The organism is Paenibacillus sp. FW126-R14 (assembly GCF_058789495.1).
On sequence record NZ_JBYTBS010000059.1, the window covers coordinates 1 to 18375 of the forward strand.

Annotated in this window: 16 protein-coding genes; 4 read left to right on the forward strand and 12 right to left on the reverse strand. The window is 46.1% G+C overall.

Annotation, left to right across the window (positions count from 1 at the left end; genetic code table 11):
- The first annotated feature begins 184 nt into the window (after positions 1–184).
- Entirely contained in the window at positions 185–1237 is a 1053-nt protein-coding gene (locus AC3WRW_RS27260) for a carbohydrate deacetylase (protein WP_492549371.1), read from the forward strand.
- Between the two features lie 60 nt (positions 1238–1297).
- Here the strand turns inward: AC3WRW_RS27260 and AC3WRW_RS27265 are convergent, their stop codons facing one another.
- From AC3WRW_RS27265 to AC3WRW_RS27285, 5 genes are all read right to left on the reverse strand, one after another.
- Entirely contained in the window at positions 1298–1930 is a 633-nt protein-coding gene (locus AC3WRW_RS27265; protein ID WP_492549372.1) for a cupin domain-containing protein, read from the reverse strand.
- A 74-nt stretch (positions 1931–2004) separates the two neighbouring features.
- Complete coding sequence (locus AC3WRW_RS27270; RefSeq protein ID WP_492549373.1) at positions 2005–2424, reverse strand: GTP pyrophosphokinase; 420 nt, start codon at positions 2422–2424, stop codon at positions 2005–2007.
- Positions 2425–2486: 62 nt separating this feature from the next.
- Positions 2487–3488, reverse strand: a complete 1002-nt coding sequence (locus AC3WRW_RS27275) for a phosphotransferase enzyme family protein (protein WP_492549374.1) — start codon at positions 3486–3488, stop codon at positions 2487–2489.
- Positions 3489–3497: 9 nt separating this feature from the next.
- Positions 3498–4616: a serine hydrolase domain-containing protein gene (locus AC3WRW_RS27280; protein WP_492549375.1), complete on the reverse strand. Its 1119-nt coding sequence runs from the start codon at positions 4614–4616 to the stop codon at positions 3498–3500.
- 140 nt (positions 4617–4756) lie between these two features.
- The gene (locus AC3WRW_RS27285; RefSeq protein ID WP_492549376.1) at positions 4757–5251 is read right to left on the reverse strand and encodes a DinB family protein; all 495 of its coding nucleotides are present in this window, start codon (positions 5249–5251) and stop codon (positions 4757–4759) included.
- Between the two features lie 154 nt (positions 5252–5405).
- Between AC3WRW_RS27285 and AC3WRW_RS27290 the strand changes: the two genes are divergently transcribed.
- Positions 5406–5975 (forward strand): CGNR zinc finger domain-containing protein, encoded by a 570-nt coding sequence (locus AC3WRW_RS27290; RefSeq protein ID WP_492549377.1) that lies wholly within the window; start codon positions 5406–5408, stop codon positions 5973–5975.
- Between the two features lie 54 nt (positions 5976–6029).
- On the opposite strand, the gene AC3WRW_RS27295 is transcribed toward AC3WRW_RS27290, so the two are convergent.
- The 4 genes from AC3WRW_RS27295 to AC3WRW_RS27310 all read right to left on the reverse strand — a co-directional run bounded on the left by AC3WRW_RS27295 (position 6030) and on the right by AC3WRW_RS27310 (position 14109).
- A complete protein-coding gene (locus tag AC3WRW_RS27295) occupies positions 6030–9722 on the reverse strand; it encodes a LamG-like jellyroll fold domain-containing protein (RefSeq protein ID WP_492549378.1) in 3693 nt (1230 codons plus the stop codon).
- A 313-nt stretch (positions 9723–10035) separates the two neighbouring features.
- Entirely contained in the window at positions 10036–11463 is a 1428-nt protein-coding gene (locus AC3WRW_RS27300; RefSeq protein ID WP_492549379.1) for a PAS domain-containing sensor histidine kinase, read from the reverse strand.
- Between the two features lie 442 nt (positions 11464–11905).
- Positions 11906–13471 (reverse strand): methyl-accepting chemotaxis protein, encoded by a 1566-nt coding sequence (locus AC3WRW_RS27305; RefSeq protein WP_492549380.1) that lies wholly within the window; start codon positions 13469–13471, stop codon positions 11906–11908.
- A gap of 35 nt (positions 13472–13506) precedes the next feature.
- Positions 13507–14109 carry an HD-GYP domain-containing protein gene (locus AC3WRW_RS27310; protein ID WP_492549381.1) on the reverse strand — a complete coding sequence of 201 codons (603 nt, stop codon included), beginning with the start codon at positions 14107–14109 and terminating at the stop codon, positions 13507–13509.
- 97 nt (positions 14110–14206) lie between these two features.
- On the opposite strand from AC3WRW_RS27310, the gene AC3WRW_RS27315 reads away from it, so the two are divergent.
- The gene (locus tag AC3WRW_RS27315) at positions 14207–15169 is read left to right on the forward strand and encodes a tyrosine-type recombinase/integrase (protein WP_492549382.1); all 963 of its coding nucleotides are present in this window, start codon (positions 14207–14209) and stop codon (positions 15167–15169) included.
- A gap of 606 nt (positions 15170–15775) precedes the next feature.
- Entirely contained in the window at positions 15776–16027 is a 252-nt protein-coding gene (locus tag AC3WRW_RS27320; RefSeq protein WP_492549383.1) for a hypothetical protein, read from the forward strand.
- Between the two features lie 91 nt (positions 16028–16118).
- Here AC3WRW_RS27320 and AC3WRW_RS27325 read toward each other — a convergent pair whose 3' ends face one another.
- The 3 genes from AC3WRW_RS27325 to AC3WRW_RS27335 all read right to left on the reverse strand — a co-directional run bounded on the left by AC3WRW_RS27325 (position 16119) and on the right by AC3WRW_RS27335 (position 18274).
- Positions 16119–17294, reverse strand: a complete 1176-nt coding sequence (locus tag AC3WRW_RS27325; RefSeq protein WP_492549384.1) for an alanyl-tRNA editing protein — start codon at positions 17292–17294, stop codon at positions 16119–16121.
- Positions 17295–17313: 19 nt separating this feature from the next.
- Complete coding sequence (locus AC3WRW_RS27330) at positions 17314–17730, reverse strand: GNAT family N-acetyltransferase (RefSeq protein WP_492549410.1); 417 nt, start codon at positions 17728–17730, stop codon at positions 17314–17316.
- Positions 17731–18031: 301 nt separating this feature from the next.
- Positions 18032–18274: a hypothetical protein gene (locus AC3WRW_RS27335; protein WP_492549385.1), complete on the reverse strand. Its 243-nt coding sequence runs from the start codon at positions 18272–18274 to the stop codon at positions 18032–18034.
- Positions 18275–18375 lie beyond the last annotated feature (101 nt).

An 18375-nucleotide genomic window follows, 5' to 3' on the forward strand; every position in this document is an offset into this window, starting at 1 on the left:
AAAATATAGGGGTCAATAGAATTTGAAATTTTATTTTATATAACAAAAAATACAGTGAATTTTTATTTCTTTTTACGACAAAAAAAGACATTACTCCCTTGTTCTCTTGTCCATTGCCGAATCCCTCCCTCCTGCATTTGATAAGCATACAGGTTTAATTTCCGAGGAAGGGAGATGGTTTATGATGAGATATGTCATCATCAATGCTGACGATTTCGGCATATCGCCAAGCGTCAATAAAGGAATTATAGAAGCGTTTCAGGCAGGCGGGATTACGAGTACAACCCTCATGGTGAATATGCCCGCATTTGAAGAAGCCGTCCGTCTGTCTCGCCTGCATCCAGGTCTCGGTGTCGGGCTCCACTTTAATTTAACTTACGGCAGACCTGTGTCGAGCCCAGGAAAAATCCCTTCTCTAGTGAGGGAGGACGGGAGCTTCCAGCCAATAAACTCGACTTCCACGCGTGAAGAATGTGATATTGAAACGGAGCTTAATGCCCAGTGGAATCGTTTCCTTGCAACAGGTCTCAGGCCCACGCATGTAGATTCGCATCATCATATTCATCAAAATTTCCCGGCTGTTTTCAGAGCGATGACTCATCTTGCGGTAAAAGAGAACATCCCTATGCGGCGCTCGCAAACGCCTCACGAGGACATTCATCCCTCTCCTTTGATGACGGACCAACTCCTATTGGACACCTATGATAAGCAGGATGGCTTGCACCGGCTGCTCCAATATCTGCACCAGCTGCCGGAAGGCACAACGGAAGTGATGTGCCACCCCGGCTATATCGACAATACGCTGCGTAACATCTCCGTATGGATCGAGCCCCGGAAAGCGGAGATGATCGTTTTTCGCGATCCCATGGTAAAAACGACTTATGAAGCACTGGGCATTCAGCCTATCCATTTCGGCATGCTTCGTTCAATTCCCCCAATAGAAACAATTGGTCCATTAGAGTCAACAGAAGTATTAGATGCTCCACAAACATTGGTCCCCCTGGATGTCAGCGCCCAACAGCCATCCATCGCCGTTCGAAAACGAAAAAGAAAACCACGCTTACGCGTGCTCAAAAGCAAACGCAGAGGACTTAGAATTGTATCCTCAAAAAAGAAAGCGACGCGACTGAAATCCAGAACCAAGCTTCGTACCACCCGCATCAAAGTGAAAAAAACAAAAAAACGAGCTACGCCAATAAATAAGGTTAAGCCTCTTATAACCTTTACCCGTAACTAGCTTAGAGTTGGAAAGAGCACCCTATTCCTAAAGGAGCAGGGTGCTCTTCCATGTCTTCACTCAGTAATTCGGATGCCCGTAGTAATATTGTCCTTGCGGGTAATAATGCTGCGCATTCACCTGCTGTTGTTGCTGCTGTTGCGGCGATTTCTGCAAGCACTCATCCGTCGGCCCGATAATGATGGTCTGGTTATGGAGAGGTTCCAGCGCTTTCCTCAACAGCGCAGGATCTAAGCAATACGTGTGCGCAAGTACTTCAATCGGCGTTTTGGTCAAAATGTCGGACCCGAAAATATACTCCGGATAAGGAGCATCAAAGATGGCGAGCAAATGCGTTTGATCCTCTAACGCTACTTCCCAATGCCACCAGCCTTGCGGGATATTAGCGACTTGACCGGGTTTAATCGTCAGCGTTATAAGTTGATTCGTAAACGGGTTAATGAGAGAGACCATCGCTGAACCCGCTATGCAGTATACCAGCTCTGAGGCGTTCTGATGATAGTGCGGTTCAACGACATGTCCTCTGCTCAAATAAATATCTAGAAGCGAAACGTTGCCCAGCGTATTTAGATTATCCCGGCCTAGCCGATTAATGAAATTTTCTGCATTTCTGGTCATTAACCGGTTTGCGTTCAGATCAAAAAAATATTGAAGATCCGGTCTTTTATACTCCACATAGGGGTCTTTCACCATGTTCCACTCCAATCGTTAGCACTTGTATGCAATCATACTATTCGATTGAAATGGATGCGTGACAAATGCCTAGTTTAAAACTTCAACTCGGCAATGGCTTTCTTATATGTATCGATTCTCGCATAATCAGCATCAGTAGGCTGCGGAATTCGGCTTAAATCGCAATTATCCTCGAGATCCAGAAGCTTCACCTTCGTTGCAAGCGGGTTAATCTTAATTCGCTTAATAAATCCTTCATACGTTTCATCCGCTCTCCTTGTCAGACAATCCAGAGCTTCAATGACGTTCAAGCTGAACCCTTCATTTTTCAAATCAAACAACGTCACATTCGAATCCTCTACGACATCGTGCAAAACGGCTACAATAGACTCCTCCGTCGTCTTCGATCTGCTCGCTAACCGGATCGGATGTAGAATGTAGGGGTTTCCCCCTTTATCGGTTTGACCGTCATGCGCTTTAGCGGCAAGCAAAATAGCTCTAGTTAGCGTACTCATTTCTTTCTGCACCTTCATTCCGTAAGATATGACTCAGCTGGATGCCCCGCTCTGAAGTTCCCTTACTCCAGCAAGTAAGACATGAGCATCTGCTGTACTTCAATATGATGTTTGTCCAACCATTCATTTCTGGTTATGAACTGCTTGAGAATGTAGTTGAAGTTATGTTCAATGTCTGCCCCTGCATGGTGCTGACCGACATAAATATACAGAACAGCAAGGTGATACACTTGTGTCAGATTCTGCAATTGTTCTAATTCGGGCAGAGTGTGTTTCCGGTAAACGGAATAGCCCTTAACAAAAGCTTCCGCCATTTCCATAGAGCCGTCCGACATCTGAAGAATATGATTCAGGCAAATCGCAAACTCCATAAAGCTGGTGTCTAGCGATAGGAAATCAAAATCCAGAACTCCGCAAATCCGATTGTTTTGAGATAACAAATTGAAAATTAACAAATCATGGTGTACAAGCTGAATCGGCAGCTCTTTTAATTTGCAGGCATTCATATCGGTCAATACGACCATTTCCTGATAAAAATTCAAACTCGATTCAGGAATGTGAAACGAAGGATTTTTCATAAAAGCTGTTACGGCCTGGCGAGTAGCAAAGGGGTGAATCCTGTACATGTCCGAAAATGATATTCCGCGGTAATCGAGCCGATCGATATCGCATTGACCAAGTGCATGCGCGATTTCCCCGGCAACGCGTCCGATTTCGGCTGCATCCTCGATGCTTGAAATAGGTTGAGTACTTCCATCCAGATAGGATACAACAGCTCCTAATGACCCGTCAGATAATCGTACAAACCTGTCTCCTGTTTGAGTAGGAATGAAAACAGGCACTTGAAAGGAGAGACCGCTTTGACTTAGCCATGTTGTAATCTTTGCTTCCAATTCGATGCTTTCTATATGTTTGGTATGACGATTGTAAATCCGGAGAATATAGTTTTCACCATTTATTTTTACTATTTTAGTTACATTGGTCAGTCCGAAAGGCACAGGTTCAATTTCATAGATAGGCTGCTCAAAATAATTGCTGAGTAATTCCTCGAATTGATCTTGCATAAGTCCCCCCTAACTTTCAATAGATGCGGCAACCGCATTATGAAAGCAATCCCGCAGCCGCACAACGGACTTCTCTCGTCCGAAGTGTACCCGGTTGGTCAGAAGCACCGCAAAAACACTTCGCTCCGGGTCCAGCCATACGCTAGTCCCAGTGAAGCCCGTGTGGCCGTAGCTCTGTGGCGAAAACAAATCGCCGGAAGCGTCCCAAACATCACCCTTCCGCACCCAGCCGAGACCACGGTTTGCATTCGCCATGCCTTCCGTATAACTGCGCGTCGCAGCTGCAACAGACGCGCCTGAAAGCACATGGCCGCCACCTTCGAGCTGCCCGTTGTTAAGCCACATAGCCGCATATTTCGCCACATCTTCCGCCGTCGAGAAGACTCCCGCATGACCGCTGACGCCACCCATCGCCCACGCATTCTCATCGTGCACCTCGCCCCAGCGATAGGCGCCGTTCATGAACTCGGTTGCTGCGATTCGCGGTTTCAATACCGCAGCAGGTCGATAACCCGTATCGCGCATCCCAAGCGGATCGAATACATAACGGCGAGCCGCCTCATCAAGCGGCAAACTGTGCAGCAGCGCAGCCAATTCACCAAGAATTATATAATTGATATCACTGTACATATAGCCATCGCCGCAAGGATAGGTCAAGCTCTCTCCAAGTACGGCTGCCTTGATCTGCTCCGGCGTCCAACCATGCGAGTGCAAATCTTTATAGTTCTTAAACCCGGATGTGTGCGTTAGCAAATGCATCACCGTCACATCCTCCTTCCCATTCGCCGAGAACTGGGGGAAATACCGGGAAATGTGATCCCTAAGCCGAAGCTCGCCGCGTTCGATGAGCTGTAAAATTAGCGGCAGTGTCGCCATCACTTTAGTCAAGGAGGCACAATCATAAATCGTGTCTTCCGTTACTTGCAGCTTCGTCTGCTCAGAAATAATCGAATGTCCTGCCGCATAGGTTCCAACTATGGCATGATCCCGGCCAACGAGTGCTACGCCGCCGGGAATATGGCCGGCTTTCACTTCATGATCCAGCAGCCGGAAAGCTTGCTGCAATTTACTTCCATTAATCCCCTTCTCTTCTGGGGAGGATTTGGGCAATTGATTTTCGGATTTCATATCGAAGCGAAGCCTCCTTATAATCGGGTATTTCTCTATTTCGAAATAAATGTTCGAATCCCTTTTTGCTGCCGCTTTTTTCGCAAAAGAAAAACCTGTGACCAGGCCAACATAGTCGTTGAACCGGGCACAGGTATTGGTTAGTCAAAAAAACGACGGGATGGCCAAGATCCCTGCAGCTTGCGGATGTACATGATTTGGCCCGTATGATAAGCGTCATGCAGGATAAGACTGTTCACCCAGTTTCCAGTGGGATGCATTCGATTCGGGTAAATATGCTCAAAATCGCTCTCTTCCCAACTCGCCATGCGTTCACGTATGCCTTGATGAACGGCTTTCAAGCGAGCCAGCGTTTCTTCCCAAGCTTCACTTGAGGAAGCCTCTACAACAAACGTATCGTCATTGGTCGCTTCCGGATATTCGGTTTCTTCGCCAGTCATTCTATACAGCAAACGTTCTTTATAAAAAATCAAATGATGAACAGTTTCCCAAATCGTATTGACGTGCTCGCCGGCCGGCCGCCAGTTGGCTTGCTCAACAGTCAAGCCTTTGAGTGCGTCCGTAAGCGGCGGATACCAGTCTTCCTTCTCATAGCAGCTGTCCCAGCCGTGAAGCAGAAGCTCGATTTTGTTCATTATACATCCTCCTATATTCAATTATGTAACCATCAAAATAACTTTAACAAGTTACAAAAATAATTTACCATGAAATGGTATGAGGGTCAAGTAACTGGCTAACTTTATTTTAAGGTGTTACACTAGCTGTAAAAAAAGAATGAGGATACATACTATGCTCTGGGATGATTTTATAAATAGCTTGCATCATGATTGGAGAGGCGACGGTGCCGTTGATGACCGGCTGGACAATCCTAAATGGCTGGATAAGTGGCTGCAAAACCATCATCTATCCGTAGAAGAGCCTCCTACTCCGCAGGAATTGCTTGGCTTGAAGGAATTAAGAACACTCATGTATCGGATCGTGACACAGTTTACAGCAAATTCCTTGCCTGACGAAAAGGATATTGCAGCCCTCAATTCCCTTATGGCGCAAGGACCGGTAATTCGCCGGCTGGCAAAGAACGGGGAACGTTATCGCTTGGAGTGGGACGCTCAAGATCGGCAATGGCCGCAAATTGAAGCTGAAATCGCCGCTTCCATGGCTCAAATGATCGCTGATGGCGAACCGTCGCGGATTCGCATCTGCGATAACCCGAGCTGCCTGTGGGTGTATGTCGATGAAACGCGCAATCGCTCCAAAAAATATTGCGACGACAAGATGTGCGGCAATCTAATGAAGGTGCGCCGTTTTCGCGCGCGACAAAAAGCCGCTGCCGATGTATCCACGCATGAGCATGAATAACAGCAGCAACATGAAGAAAAGAGGGACGGCTCATTAGCCGTCCCTCTCTCGTTATTACTCCAGAATCAGACTTGCGATTGCTGCAAGATCGAGAATATCAATTTTGTTGTCATGGTTATAATCAGCCAACTGATACTGATTCCAGTCCGAATCGGAAGCATTTTTGCCATAAGCTGCCGCTACGATAGCCAAGTCACCAATGCTGATACGTCCGTCTCCGTTCAAGTCTCCCGGAATGCGGATGATCACCTGTGCCGTAACCAGCACGTCATGCGACGCACCGTTTACTTGCAATTCGGCACCTAAGTTATTCGCGATCACAACCTTATTCACGGACATAGTTGTATTCGTATCTTGGGTCATAGACTTGGCAGTGAAAGTGAATTTCAAAGCGTCTTCATTAGGATGGACGGCATGGTCTGCTCCTTGGCTGGCAGCCAGGATTCGGACGCGGCCAGGCGCCTCTTCTTTTTTGGAAACGACCCCAAATCCAGGCTTCGCGGAAGCAATCGAAATCAGATCCAACTTTGATGAATCATAATTGAGTGTCAGATCCTGCGCATAAATGCTCTGATACGTACTATCGGTTACATTTCTGAGCACGTAAGTTACATCAAAAGACTGACCTGCTTGTATGGTATTGACTCCGCTCAGGTCTGAGGTTGGAACCGACGGATTGACGGGAGTATCCATGTCTTCGCCGGTAAAATCAATTTCGCTCATAGAAGTAAATGTTTTCGATGGATCTGTATTGTAGGTTCCGGTCACTACGAATTTCACATAGCGGCCTTGCACGGACTTGTCCAGGGAAACATAGTCCTTATACAGCGTCCCTGTCCAAGTCTTGCCGAACGTGCCTGAAGCCTTATTCTTCGAATCGCTCAAGTAGGAAGGATCGCTTAAGTCGGCCAGTTGATCAGAAGCGTACAATTCGAATGTCTTAGGGAATTCCATCGCGGTTTGACTAAGGCGGCTCTTTCTTTGAATGCCGTTAAGTTTATAGGTTTTTGCCATGTCAATAATGACCGTATGGGGAAAAGGAGCTGCGGGAGCTTCCCATTTGGAATGCCAAATCGTCGTATCCTGATCGTCCAAAATGTTGCTTGCAAACGCGCTCTCATTGTCCGCATAAGAGCTGAAGGAACTAATCGTGAACGCCTTTTTCGGAATGAACGTGTAAACAACGTTGTCCTTGGCATTTTGCAAGGCCCACATCAAATCAAGATAGGCTTGATCGATTGAAGGCGCATCGTTGCTTGCGGTCAAGGCTTTTGCAGCGGTGAGCCTGTCGTCTAATTCATTTTTCACTTGCACTGGAACAGACATTCCCGCGGTTGCTGCGACCTTCGCCACAAATTGTTCCGCCTCTTGAATCTTCGCAGTCAACTGATCGAACGTGTACCAAGTTGACGACACGTATGAATCCGACAGCGCCTTGGCTTCTGCAGCAGTTAAGGCACGCTTCCATATTTTTAAATCGTCCATCGTAACAGTTGCCCCGCCATAGCCTTTATTGCCGTCTGCGCCGATGATGATGTGATAAGGAGTGTCCATGCTGGAGCTGCCTAGAGCGGATATGTCCTTGGATGCTTTCTGGACACCGTCCACATAGGTTGCGGCTGTCTTGGCTGCCCTGTCGACCGTTATTGTGTAGAGGTGCCATTCTGTTCCCACACCGGTAGCAGAGTAATCAATGCGGTTAGTGCCGTCAGCCATATTAAGCGTCATATTGTTCGCAGTCGCAGGGCCGATATACCAACCGGCGTTTTTGCCAGAAGCCCAGTTTTTATTGGAAATGACCGTCTGATCCCCTGCCAAACTGCCCGTATGCCAGAACGACACGGTAAAGCTGCCGTTTCCGAAATTAACGTCGGGTCTGTTGCCCAGATCGATATAATTGCCATTGCCGGCCGCGATGCTGGCGGCTTTCCCGGATTTGCCCTCGACGAAGGAGACACTCCCGAAACTAGAGGCCAGACTTGTTACCCCTGAGGCGTTGTCAACCAAATTATCTTCAAACCTCATGTCGGTCACGAGCTGATTCCACATCGTGCTGGGGTCGATCGGCGTCAATTCCGGCGCCGTGCCGTCGGTTTTAAATAATGTTTGTAAAGCTGAACTTTTATTTCCGTAGGCATCCACAGCCGTAACGGTCACAACGTAGGAGGTAGCCGGATTGAGTTCTGCCATAGGAATATTCATTTTGTTCGGAATCGGCGAAAAATAATAATCTGACAACACGCTGTATGATTTGGCGATTTCGCCTGTTCGCTTATTCATCACTTTGATCTCGTAATGATGCATGGACTGATCGTCCTTGGCTTGCCTGAACGAGAGAACCGGCACGTTATCCGCTCCCGGTTGCATCCGGATTTCGGAATTCGCAGGAAATTGAGGCGCCGTTTTGTTGCGGTTGCCCGTTGTATACGTAAAATTGTTTTTTATTTCATCATTCGAATTTCCTTGCAGCTTGATAACCCATTTCTTGCCCGCTAATGCACCTGCACTCGTGTACGGCGGACCGGCACCGGCTCCTTGCCACTTTCCACCGATATAAATGGAGCCTTGATCTCCGTTATACTCTACTCGTTCAATCTCTACGCGATCCTTATACACCTCAATGAATTCAGATTGGCTGACTGGGAATTCGAACCGTCCGTCCACTAAGCCTTCTTCCGTTACGGCTGAATTTCCGTGCTCTGTCTCGATATACGACATTGACCCTAGGTTGACCGAAGTGAAGTCTTTCTGATAAATAGACCTGTCATCGTTGATGTTCAAATGCGAGTGGCCGGATAGGACGATGACTTGCGGATAATCTTTCAAATCCGTATACAGATTTAGGTTTGAGGACTGCTGACCCTCCATGACTGTTCCTGTAACTGGATGGTGCAACGTAACGAAGATCGGCTTGTTAAGATTCGCCGGATCGGCTGTCAGTGCCGCGAGCCTGCCTTTCAGCCAGTTCCTTTGTCCTGTATCGCCGTTATAATTGTTTCCATTCAAAAAGAAGAACGAATAGTCACCGATCGTCTTCTCATAATAGCCGTTCGATTGGCTCGTAAACCAATCGGCAGGATAATATTTTTTGACTTCAGCAACGCTGGCGTCATGGTTGCCGATGGCAATCTGTACAGGCATGTCCGACCAGCCTTTTCTTGCCATTTGTTCCTCGAAAACGCTGCGAACAAAAGTATGATGCGGCCCTTTCCCATCTCCGTTATCATTAATGAGGTCGCCAGCGATAAGGATGGCATCCGGTTTGGGGAAGATGGAAGAAATCACATCGAAATTGCTCGCATACCTTGCGCGAGTTTTCGCATCATCTTCATTTGTACCGGGACCTATATGAATGTCCGACATAGCTGCGAATTTCAGCAGCGGTTTTTCGGTTGTCTTGATGATATAGCCGTATGTAGCAGGTTTACTCCAGACACCGTCTTTCAAGGCGATAACCGAGATGTTCGTTGAATCCTTGAGGACAATTGGCGTTCCATTGTAGGCCAGGCTGGTTTCGTCAGGCATGGTGCCATCCAGCGTATAATAGATGACAGCAGCTGAGGTCATGCTGCTAAGGGAAACACTGACGGATTGTTCATAACGGCCGGCAGGCACAGAAGCGATAGGTATGCCGACCGCCTCTGCGGCAATAGCGACAGGGGCATAGCCCGCTCCAGCAGCATACACAACGGAACAGGCGATGGTGCATGCCATGACTGCGGATACGAATTTCTTGGCATATAACAAAATAAATCCTCCTTTAAGAAGTGAATTTTGATTTGCTGCTTGAAACTCTCGGCTAATCCGGACTGGCAATGAGTTATCGTGCACGAATCAGAATCACTCGATATTGGCATTCCCCCTCACAATAAAACAACTTAAAAACATTTTAACAATCAAATATTTGTTGTTTTATCGAGTATTTTATTGTATTTTATTGTTGTTTTGTTTGTGTGATATCAAATACATCTGTTGATTTTGTAAATATGCTTACAAAAACAGGACCGTCCTCTAGTAGTCAACCTACTAAAGAGCAGTCCTGCCATTTTCCTTATTCCAGTTAACTACCGCTTTTAACCGGCAAAAGCAGTTCAACCGTTGTTCCCTGATTAATAACGCTTTTGATTTCCAGACTTCCTCTGTGCGCTTCCACAATTTTGTGACATACCATTAAGCCTAGGCCGGTCCCTTTTTCTTTCGTTGTATAGAAGGGTTCTCCTAATATCGCTATACGCTCTTCCGAGATTCCGCAGCCCTCGTCAGTGAAACGAATTTTAACTTGACTCTCGTCCGTTTCCAAAGCAATAACGACATTTCCCCCGTCCGGCATCGCTTCTATGGCATTTTTAAGAATATTAATAAACACTTGTTTTAATTGATTTTCTTCGCATTTTATCCTAGGAATCTCGGAGGCGATCTCCGTATGAATTTGTACATTATTCATAGTGGCTTGTGTGCCAAGAAGTGAGATGACGTCATCAACGATTTTTCTGACATCCTTCATCTCATACTTCACAACTTGCGGTTTGGCTATCACCATAAACTCGCTCACAATATCGTTCATGCGATCTAACTCTGATAACATAATTTCAAAATAGTGTTGATAATTGTCTACCTTCGACTGTAAAAGCTGCACAAAACCTCTGAGCGAAGTGAGCGGATTTCGAATCTCATGGGCAACCCCTGCCGCCAGCTGGCCTACAATCGAGAGCTTCTCCGATTTTAGCAGCATTTCTTCCGTTCGTTTGCGTTCTGTGATGTCTTTGGCAATCCCGTAAACGCCATCAATTTTTTCGTTAATAATAATCGGTACCATTTTTAAATTTAGATCAATGCTTTTCCCTGTTTTGCTTTTAAGTGTAAGTTCCGTGTCATTCGCCTCGCCCACAACCGCTTTTCCGAATTGGAGCCACGCTTTCTCTTGATCGTCTTCAAGTAGGAAGGGAATAAAAGCCTGATGTTGAAACTCTTCTCTTCCATACCCGGTAATCTTCTCAGTAGCGGGATTAACCGTCAGTACATTTCCTTCTATATCTAACGTAAAAATAGCATCCGGGTTATGCTCGACAAGCGACTTATAACTCTGTTCCCTCTCCTCCAGCAAACATTGAGCACGTTTACGCTCGGTAATATCGCGGCATAGCAGCTGCACGGCAGGCTCCCCCAGAAAGACAATCGGCACTTCTCTCACTTCAACATCGATAATACGCCGGTCTATACGCAAAAATTTCTGGTCCATCGGTTCCGTAGGCTGCTTATCCACCGTAATTTGCCTCATTCGCACTTGCGAAATGTCCACAAAGTCAGGATGAACAAAATTGATAACAGGCTGTCCGATAAGCGCCTCGGGACAATTCGCGCCAAGCATTGTTGCGCCGGCAGGGTTCATGAAGACGATGTTCCCATCGCTGTGAACAATGATTGGTTCTGGTGAATGTTCGACTAAAATGCGATAACGTTCCTCGCTCTCAATGAGTTCCTTTTTCAATCGTTTCAAACAAAAATATAGGATCAACGCTGTTATGATGACATAGAAAAGTCCCTTTGATGAATTTAGGGAAAATGCTTCCGAAAAGTTTAGAGCAGCGATTAGTTTATCCGTTAGAATAACCCACAGACTTCCAGCTAACAGATAGATAATTGTCACTTTTAAAGAGCTTTTTACCCTTTTAGAATTTGGCGTTTTTAACATATCGATCTACTCTTCCTTAGCCATGTCATGATAGTGTGATGAATTGCTAGTTGATTATAACATTAATGAATGAAAATGCTTATTGGTTCTTTCTTCCATTCGTTTGATCCCACTAATCTCAGTTCATCTTCATCCAACCGGACTCTTCTGCTTTCGGAAACCTGTGCATTCCAAAAAAAATCCGACCTTCTCCGCTAGGATTGCATAGCCAGATAAGATCGGATTTGTCGTATTATGCTTATATTTTGAACGCATCGACAAGGCTGTTTAATTCTTCAGCAAGCACAGCCAACGATTGCGCCGCGGCGGCGGTTTCCTGGCTGCTGGCCGCCGTTTCCTCGGTAGCTGCTGAGATCGTCTCGATCGCAAGCAGCACCTCCGTTGTTTGTGCGGCCTGCTCTTCGCTGGCGGCGGCGATTTCCGTTACCTTATAGGCGGATTCATTTACCATCGTGACAATTCGCTCGAACGATTCGCCCGTTTTTTGCGAAGAAGCGACTCCGGTATTAACAGCGGTTATGCTTAGTTTCGTATTTTGCTGCATCCCTTTAATAATTGCGGTAATTTGCTTGGTCGCTTCGCTGCTCCGTTCGGCCAGCTTGCGGACTTCAGCCGCCACGACGGCAAACCCTCTGCCCTGATCACCTGCTCTTGCCGCCTCGATGGCCGCATTCAATGCCAGCAAATTCGTCTGATCGGCGATATCGTCGATGACTTCAATAATTTCCCCGATGGTATTGGAGTCCTGCTCCAGTCTCGACATCTGCTCATTGGCCTGCAGCATGCCTTCAATCGAAGCGCCAAGCACCTTGCTTCCTTCCTGGGCGAGAGACATCGTATTATTCGATAATTCCGCCGCCTGCTCCGCGCCTCTGGCAACGGAATTGATGGCGAAAGACAGCTCCTTGAACAGCTCGCTCATCGTTTGAGCGGAATGGGCCTGATTGGAGCTTCCGCTGGCAATCTCTTCGGTACTCGCAGAGATTTGCTCGGAAGCGGAAGATAGGCTCTGGGCCGAACTTAAAACCGAGCCTATCATATGGCGTAAATTATCAGCCATTTTATTGAAAGCAGCGGCCATTTGTCCGATTTCGTCGCGGTTTTTGACGTTTAGTTGAACATCGGTCAAATCGCCATTCGCGATTTTTTCCGCTGCTCTGGCAACGGCCATGATCGGTATAGAAATTTGACGGCTGATATAGAAAGCAACTACGATCCCGGCTCCGATCGCGCAAATGCCGATGATCAGCAGCCATCTTAATGTGGAGGCTAATTGCTTCGAATTTTCGCTGCTGCCCTGATCCAGCAAATTTTGCTGCATTTCGATCAGACTTTCGCCCGTTTGCACCATCTTTTCAACCAACGGCGCTGCCTGCGTTTCGGCGGTTTTAACCGCTTCTTCCGTATTTCCCTGCTGCTTCAGCCTCATCGCCTGACTTGCCGTCTGGTTATATTGCGCTTCGAGCTGGTCCATTTGAATAATGGAATCGCGGCCATGCGCCGTATCCACCAAACTATTGAATGTTCCGCTGACTTGCTTGTACTTGGTTTTGGCGGCTTCCAGCTTTGCCGTATATTTCTCATCGGCGGTCAGCAGGTAACTTCGGAAGCTTACCTGCTCTTCTTTAACGGCAAGAAGCAAATCCTTTGCCATGCTTACTTTTTTGGCACGGTTATCAATTAAATCACTATAAGAGTCATCTATATCTTTCATCTGAGTGTAGCTGATCGTGACGATACTAACGAGCAATATGAGTACGATAAAAAAACCGCCGTACAATTTTTGAGAGACTGATAATTTCATTCCCAACACACGCCCCTTATGAAGTAACCGATATTTTAGTAATATTTAAGAGTTGAGTTTGATATTTTCAAGCATTCGTCAGGAAGACTAAGCACAGCGTTGACGACATAGGCGTCAAATTGTTCGCCGGATTGCAGGAGCAGCTCCCGCTTCGCTTCGTAAAGCTGCATCCCTTTACGGTAAGGACGATCGGAAAGCATGCAGTCCAGAGAGTCAATGACGGAGCAAAACCGGGCTAGCTCCGGGATCGCATCGCCCTGCAGGCCATACGGGTAACCTGCTCCATTCCAGCGCTCATGATGATAGGCTGCCATGTTGACGATTTCGATATCCATAGCCTCATCGGCCCGCAGCAATTGTGCACCTTGAACCGTATGCAGCTTCATCATTTCCCATTCGTCATCGTTCAAGCTGCCCGGTTTATTCAGAATCTCGTCCAGGACATATAATTTACCGATATCGTGCAGATAACAGCCGTTGACCAGCCTGGTTTGCTCCAGTTCGCTAAACTGAAGATGATCCGCTAAATAAATGGCGATCTGGCCTACTCTTAAGCTGTGCTCGTAAGTTAGCACATCTTTATTTTTAAGAACGGTCAGATGTTTGCAAACAGCTTCGTTTGGCGAAACACAGTTCATTTCCAACATACGGTTCGCTATCCCTCATTTCCCTGAAATTTGTGTTAATATGAAGTTCGTACAATTTGCGTTGTGCGACCAATCCGAGGAGGTAAAAATGAGCACACAGATCGTACAGACCACACTTGCCGCTTCAACCGAGAACAACAATTATTCAGACGACCAGATACTTGCCATGTTCCTTTCCGCGTATCATCGATCCGAATTCACCATTCGAAATTATAAAAATGCGGTTAACAAGTTCCGCTCTTTTATCGGCAGCAAGACGCTTAAAGAAGTAACATGGCGGGAAATTGAAGCATACAAATTGGGTTTGATGCAAGGTCTGTTCAGCAAGAACAATCAGTCTCAAGCACCGGCCACGGTTGCCATCCATATAGCGCCCATTCGTTCGTTATACAAATGGGGAAGCGATCCCAACATCGGGATTTTCGCCATGAATCCGACGAGTTCCGTTCGTACGCCTAAAGTAACGATCACGAGTAAAAATCATTATTTAACGACCAGCGAGCTCGTTTTGCTTATAGAACAGCTGAAGCAGCAGGGCATGCGCGATTATTTAATCGGACTGACGCTTGCGCTGCTTGGATTAAGGGTATCGGAATTAATAGCGATGAAATGGGGGGACTTTCATACAGATCCAGCGGAAACGTCAATTTGGCTGACCGTATACGGCAAAGGCGGAAAAGAACGCGAGGTTAAAGTGCCTCAGCTATTATGGAAGCTGCTTAACCAATATTTTATTCAGTTGCAAAAATCGGATAAAGAACAAGAACTCAGAATGTTCCCCTTGTCCGTAAGAGCTGTCGAAAAAATTATTCAGAAGGCGAGAAAACAGTGGAATGTAAACAAGAAAGTAACGCCTCACTGGCTCAGACATACGAATGCGACACTGGCGTTACTTCGGGGAGCATCCTTGCAGCAGGTTCAAGAGTCTCTAGGTCATACGCATATCAATACGACTCAAAGATACCTGCATACCGTACAGCAAATCAAAAAAGCAGCCCCGGATTATGTCGAAGATTGCTTAAGAGAACATATATTAGGAACTCCGATCTAGTAGAAAAGCCGAAATATATTGAACTTATGGGTAATATTAACTATAATACAAATGAATATAATGTAAGAAAACTATGAATTTCGTAGAAATATGTCGCACAACGCAAATTGTACGAATCTACTTTACAAGATCCGTATATGATAAAAATAAGACTAGCAATCTGGCAAAAATGTTAACCGATTCGGCGTTATTCCATTGCATTTAACCGGCATAGCGTTATTTCTAATCATATCAGAGATTACCCCATTTACGAATATCGTGCAAACATTACTTGGCGAAGAAGAAATGGGATGTGGGATATTTACAAACAAGAAGGAATATCTTCCTCCAAATCCATTGGTAGCAGTATGGTATAGTGAAAGCACCAAGAAACCGTTCCTTTCTTAAATGGGTGGTACCTCCATTTACCAGAGAACGGTTTCTTGATGTTTACAGGGTGTCCCCAGTCATTTCCATGACTTATGGGACACCCTCTTTGTGCAATTAAGCTTCTATCATTCGAGTCATTTAGTGGGAGATTTTCCCGTTAGCGAAGCATTTCACACGCACTAGTTCTATGGGACGAACATATACTAGATTAAGACTGCTAGAAAGGAGGTATACATGATGAAAAAGACGGACTCCTATCGAATTTGCAAAACGTACCTCAACCGCCAAGTGATGATTAAAACGACGCACGGGACTTACAAAGGAACCATTGTAAAAGTAGACAACAATAAAGTATATTTAAAACCGATAAGAAACGGTAAGCAAGCGCAAATCTCTTTTCTGCCCTTTATTTTACCGCTCGTGCTGTTTGATCTCTTAGCTATCGCTTTAATAGATACAAGACCTTTTTTCCCTTTCCGGCCATGTTAGATACTTGAAATCCCCTCTTTTTCAGAGGGACGGGATTTTTACAATCACAAACAGGCAGCAGATCCATTATGGATCAACTGCCTGTTTCTTTTTACGATCGGATAGTCAACTGGTGTTTAGCAAACGCATAGAAAGCTGAGGCATCGTCCCAGGTCTGGAACCCTGCTTGGGCGATCTTGTCGCTCCCTCCACCTTTTCCTTGGTACGCTCCCAAATTCGTTTTGAAGAATGCTCCGCAGGATAAAGCGGGTTCATTATTCGCGAGGACAACTTTGTTTTCTATATGAGTCGCAAGAAGCACAGGGAGATTGCTTTCTGCCGTTAATCTGCTTGCCAGGCTCTGAAGATCTTTCAAGGACTTGTCTTCGAATACGTGCGCAATTAAGTCTCCTTCGCGATTGGACAACAACTCTTGTACGACATAAGCTTCGTTAGTCTCTTTCAATTCCGCTAGCTCGGCTTGAAGCTGTTTGTGCTCGAGCTCCCACTTCTCAATCCGGTCGAGAATGTCATCTTTCCCTGTATTGAATTTATGGGATAAAGCGCCTAGAATTTTCAGAATCTCGTTAAACTCCTCCAGCGCACGGTATCCGCATTTAAAGTAGATCCGCGTATTCCCCTTCTGCTTTTCCGCTTTCAGCAGCTTGATCATCCCAATTTCACCTGTTGATGAAACATGGGTACCCCCGCATGCATTATATTCAATATCCTTGATTTCGACGATCCGGATATTTTCCGTTACTTTGGGCTGTTTGACAAGCGGTAAGCGAGCCAGCTCTTCTTCCGAAACGAAATAACTGGTGATGCTGCGATTATTGTAGATTTGCTGATTCACTTCTTTCTCAATCGCAGCCAGTTGAACCGGGGACAACTCTGGCGATTCAACGTCAATGGTGGCATAGTCCGTCCCCAAGTGAAAAGAGAGGGTCATAGCTTGATAGAGATCGCGGCATACCGCAGATAACAGATGCTGTCCGCTATGCTGCTGCATGTGATCGAACCTACGATCCCAATCTACCTCGCAGGTCGCCTTCCCCTCTTCCGGTAAACTAGCCAGTTTGTGCAGCACGGCGTCCCCTTCGCTGCTAACATCCAGTACAGGAATGCCATTAATGCGCCCTGCATCACAAGGCTGCCCGCCTCCATGCGGATAGAAAGCCGTCTCCGCCAAAGTGACATAATACCCGTCTTCCCGTTCCAAAATCTCGCTAATCGTTGTTTGCCATTCCCTGGTGTAGGCAGAGTTGTAGTACAGCTTGTTCAACATGTGCATTTCCCTTTCTTAATCAAGGTTCAGACGTGAAAAAACGTTCCATCACGACATAATCTTTTCCGCCTTTTGTAAATTGAAGCTCTGTAACCGTAAGTCCGAACTTTTCATAAAATGAAACCTTGCTGCTTCTCGCATTGCAAAAAATACGCTTTACACCGGCTTGATAAGCCTCTTCAAGCATGTGACTCAGCAAACGGCTACCATAGCCCTTGCCCTGATCGGATCGTTTTGTAGCAAATTTGCGAAACTGAGCGTCCTCTCCATCTATGAATAAAGAGACTACGGAAATAAGCGTTCCCTCGTCTACAAGGCCGTAATGCACACCCTTCTCGTCATCCGCCAGCTGAACATAGGACAAATCCCGCTCTGGCCACATCACTTCATGCCGCAGCTGCCAGGCTTGCTCTTTTCTGACTTTTTCGATTTCCATGCCATCATCTCCAATTCTGACGCTTGTAATGAAAATGCCTGAAGCATATTTTAGCATGAATGACCTCTTCATTCGAATTTAACTTACGCAAATACAAAAGAACCCCCAGATCCACTCAATATGTGGAAAATGGAGGTTCTTGCGCATACTTCGTTTGGCCTGCAAACCGAGCAATTTAACGTGCTTTTCTTTTTCTGCGATGAAAAACGAACCAAGCGATTCCAATGATGCCAGCCAGAAGCACAGCACAAAAAAATAGAATATAGCTTAAATGAAATAACCGAATGGGAATCCCTCCTGTTTAAACGTTCGCCCGCTCAGGAAAGCCGTGAGAAGCCATTGAAATAGTTCTCCAAGATAGTTCTCCACTCACGAAATCAAATTCGTTAACCGCAGAGTCTTCATGCCGGTCGCAAGCGTGAAGTTCATACTCGGCATTTCCGATCCGAAATGTCGCTGAAGCATCGCAATACGAACATATTGCTGAATTTTCTTTTACCATTTGCAACAACCACCCGCCGATAATCATGTCATTACTTTCCATAATGCCACTTTTTCAGCATTTCCATACCTCAGGCATGAAACTTGTCCTTTGCACATAGGATGGAGTATAAAGTAAAGCGTTTCCATAAAGGAGTTGATGTT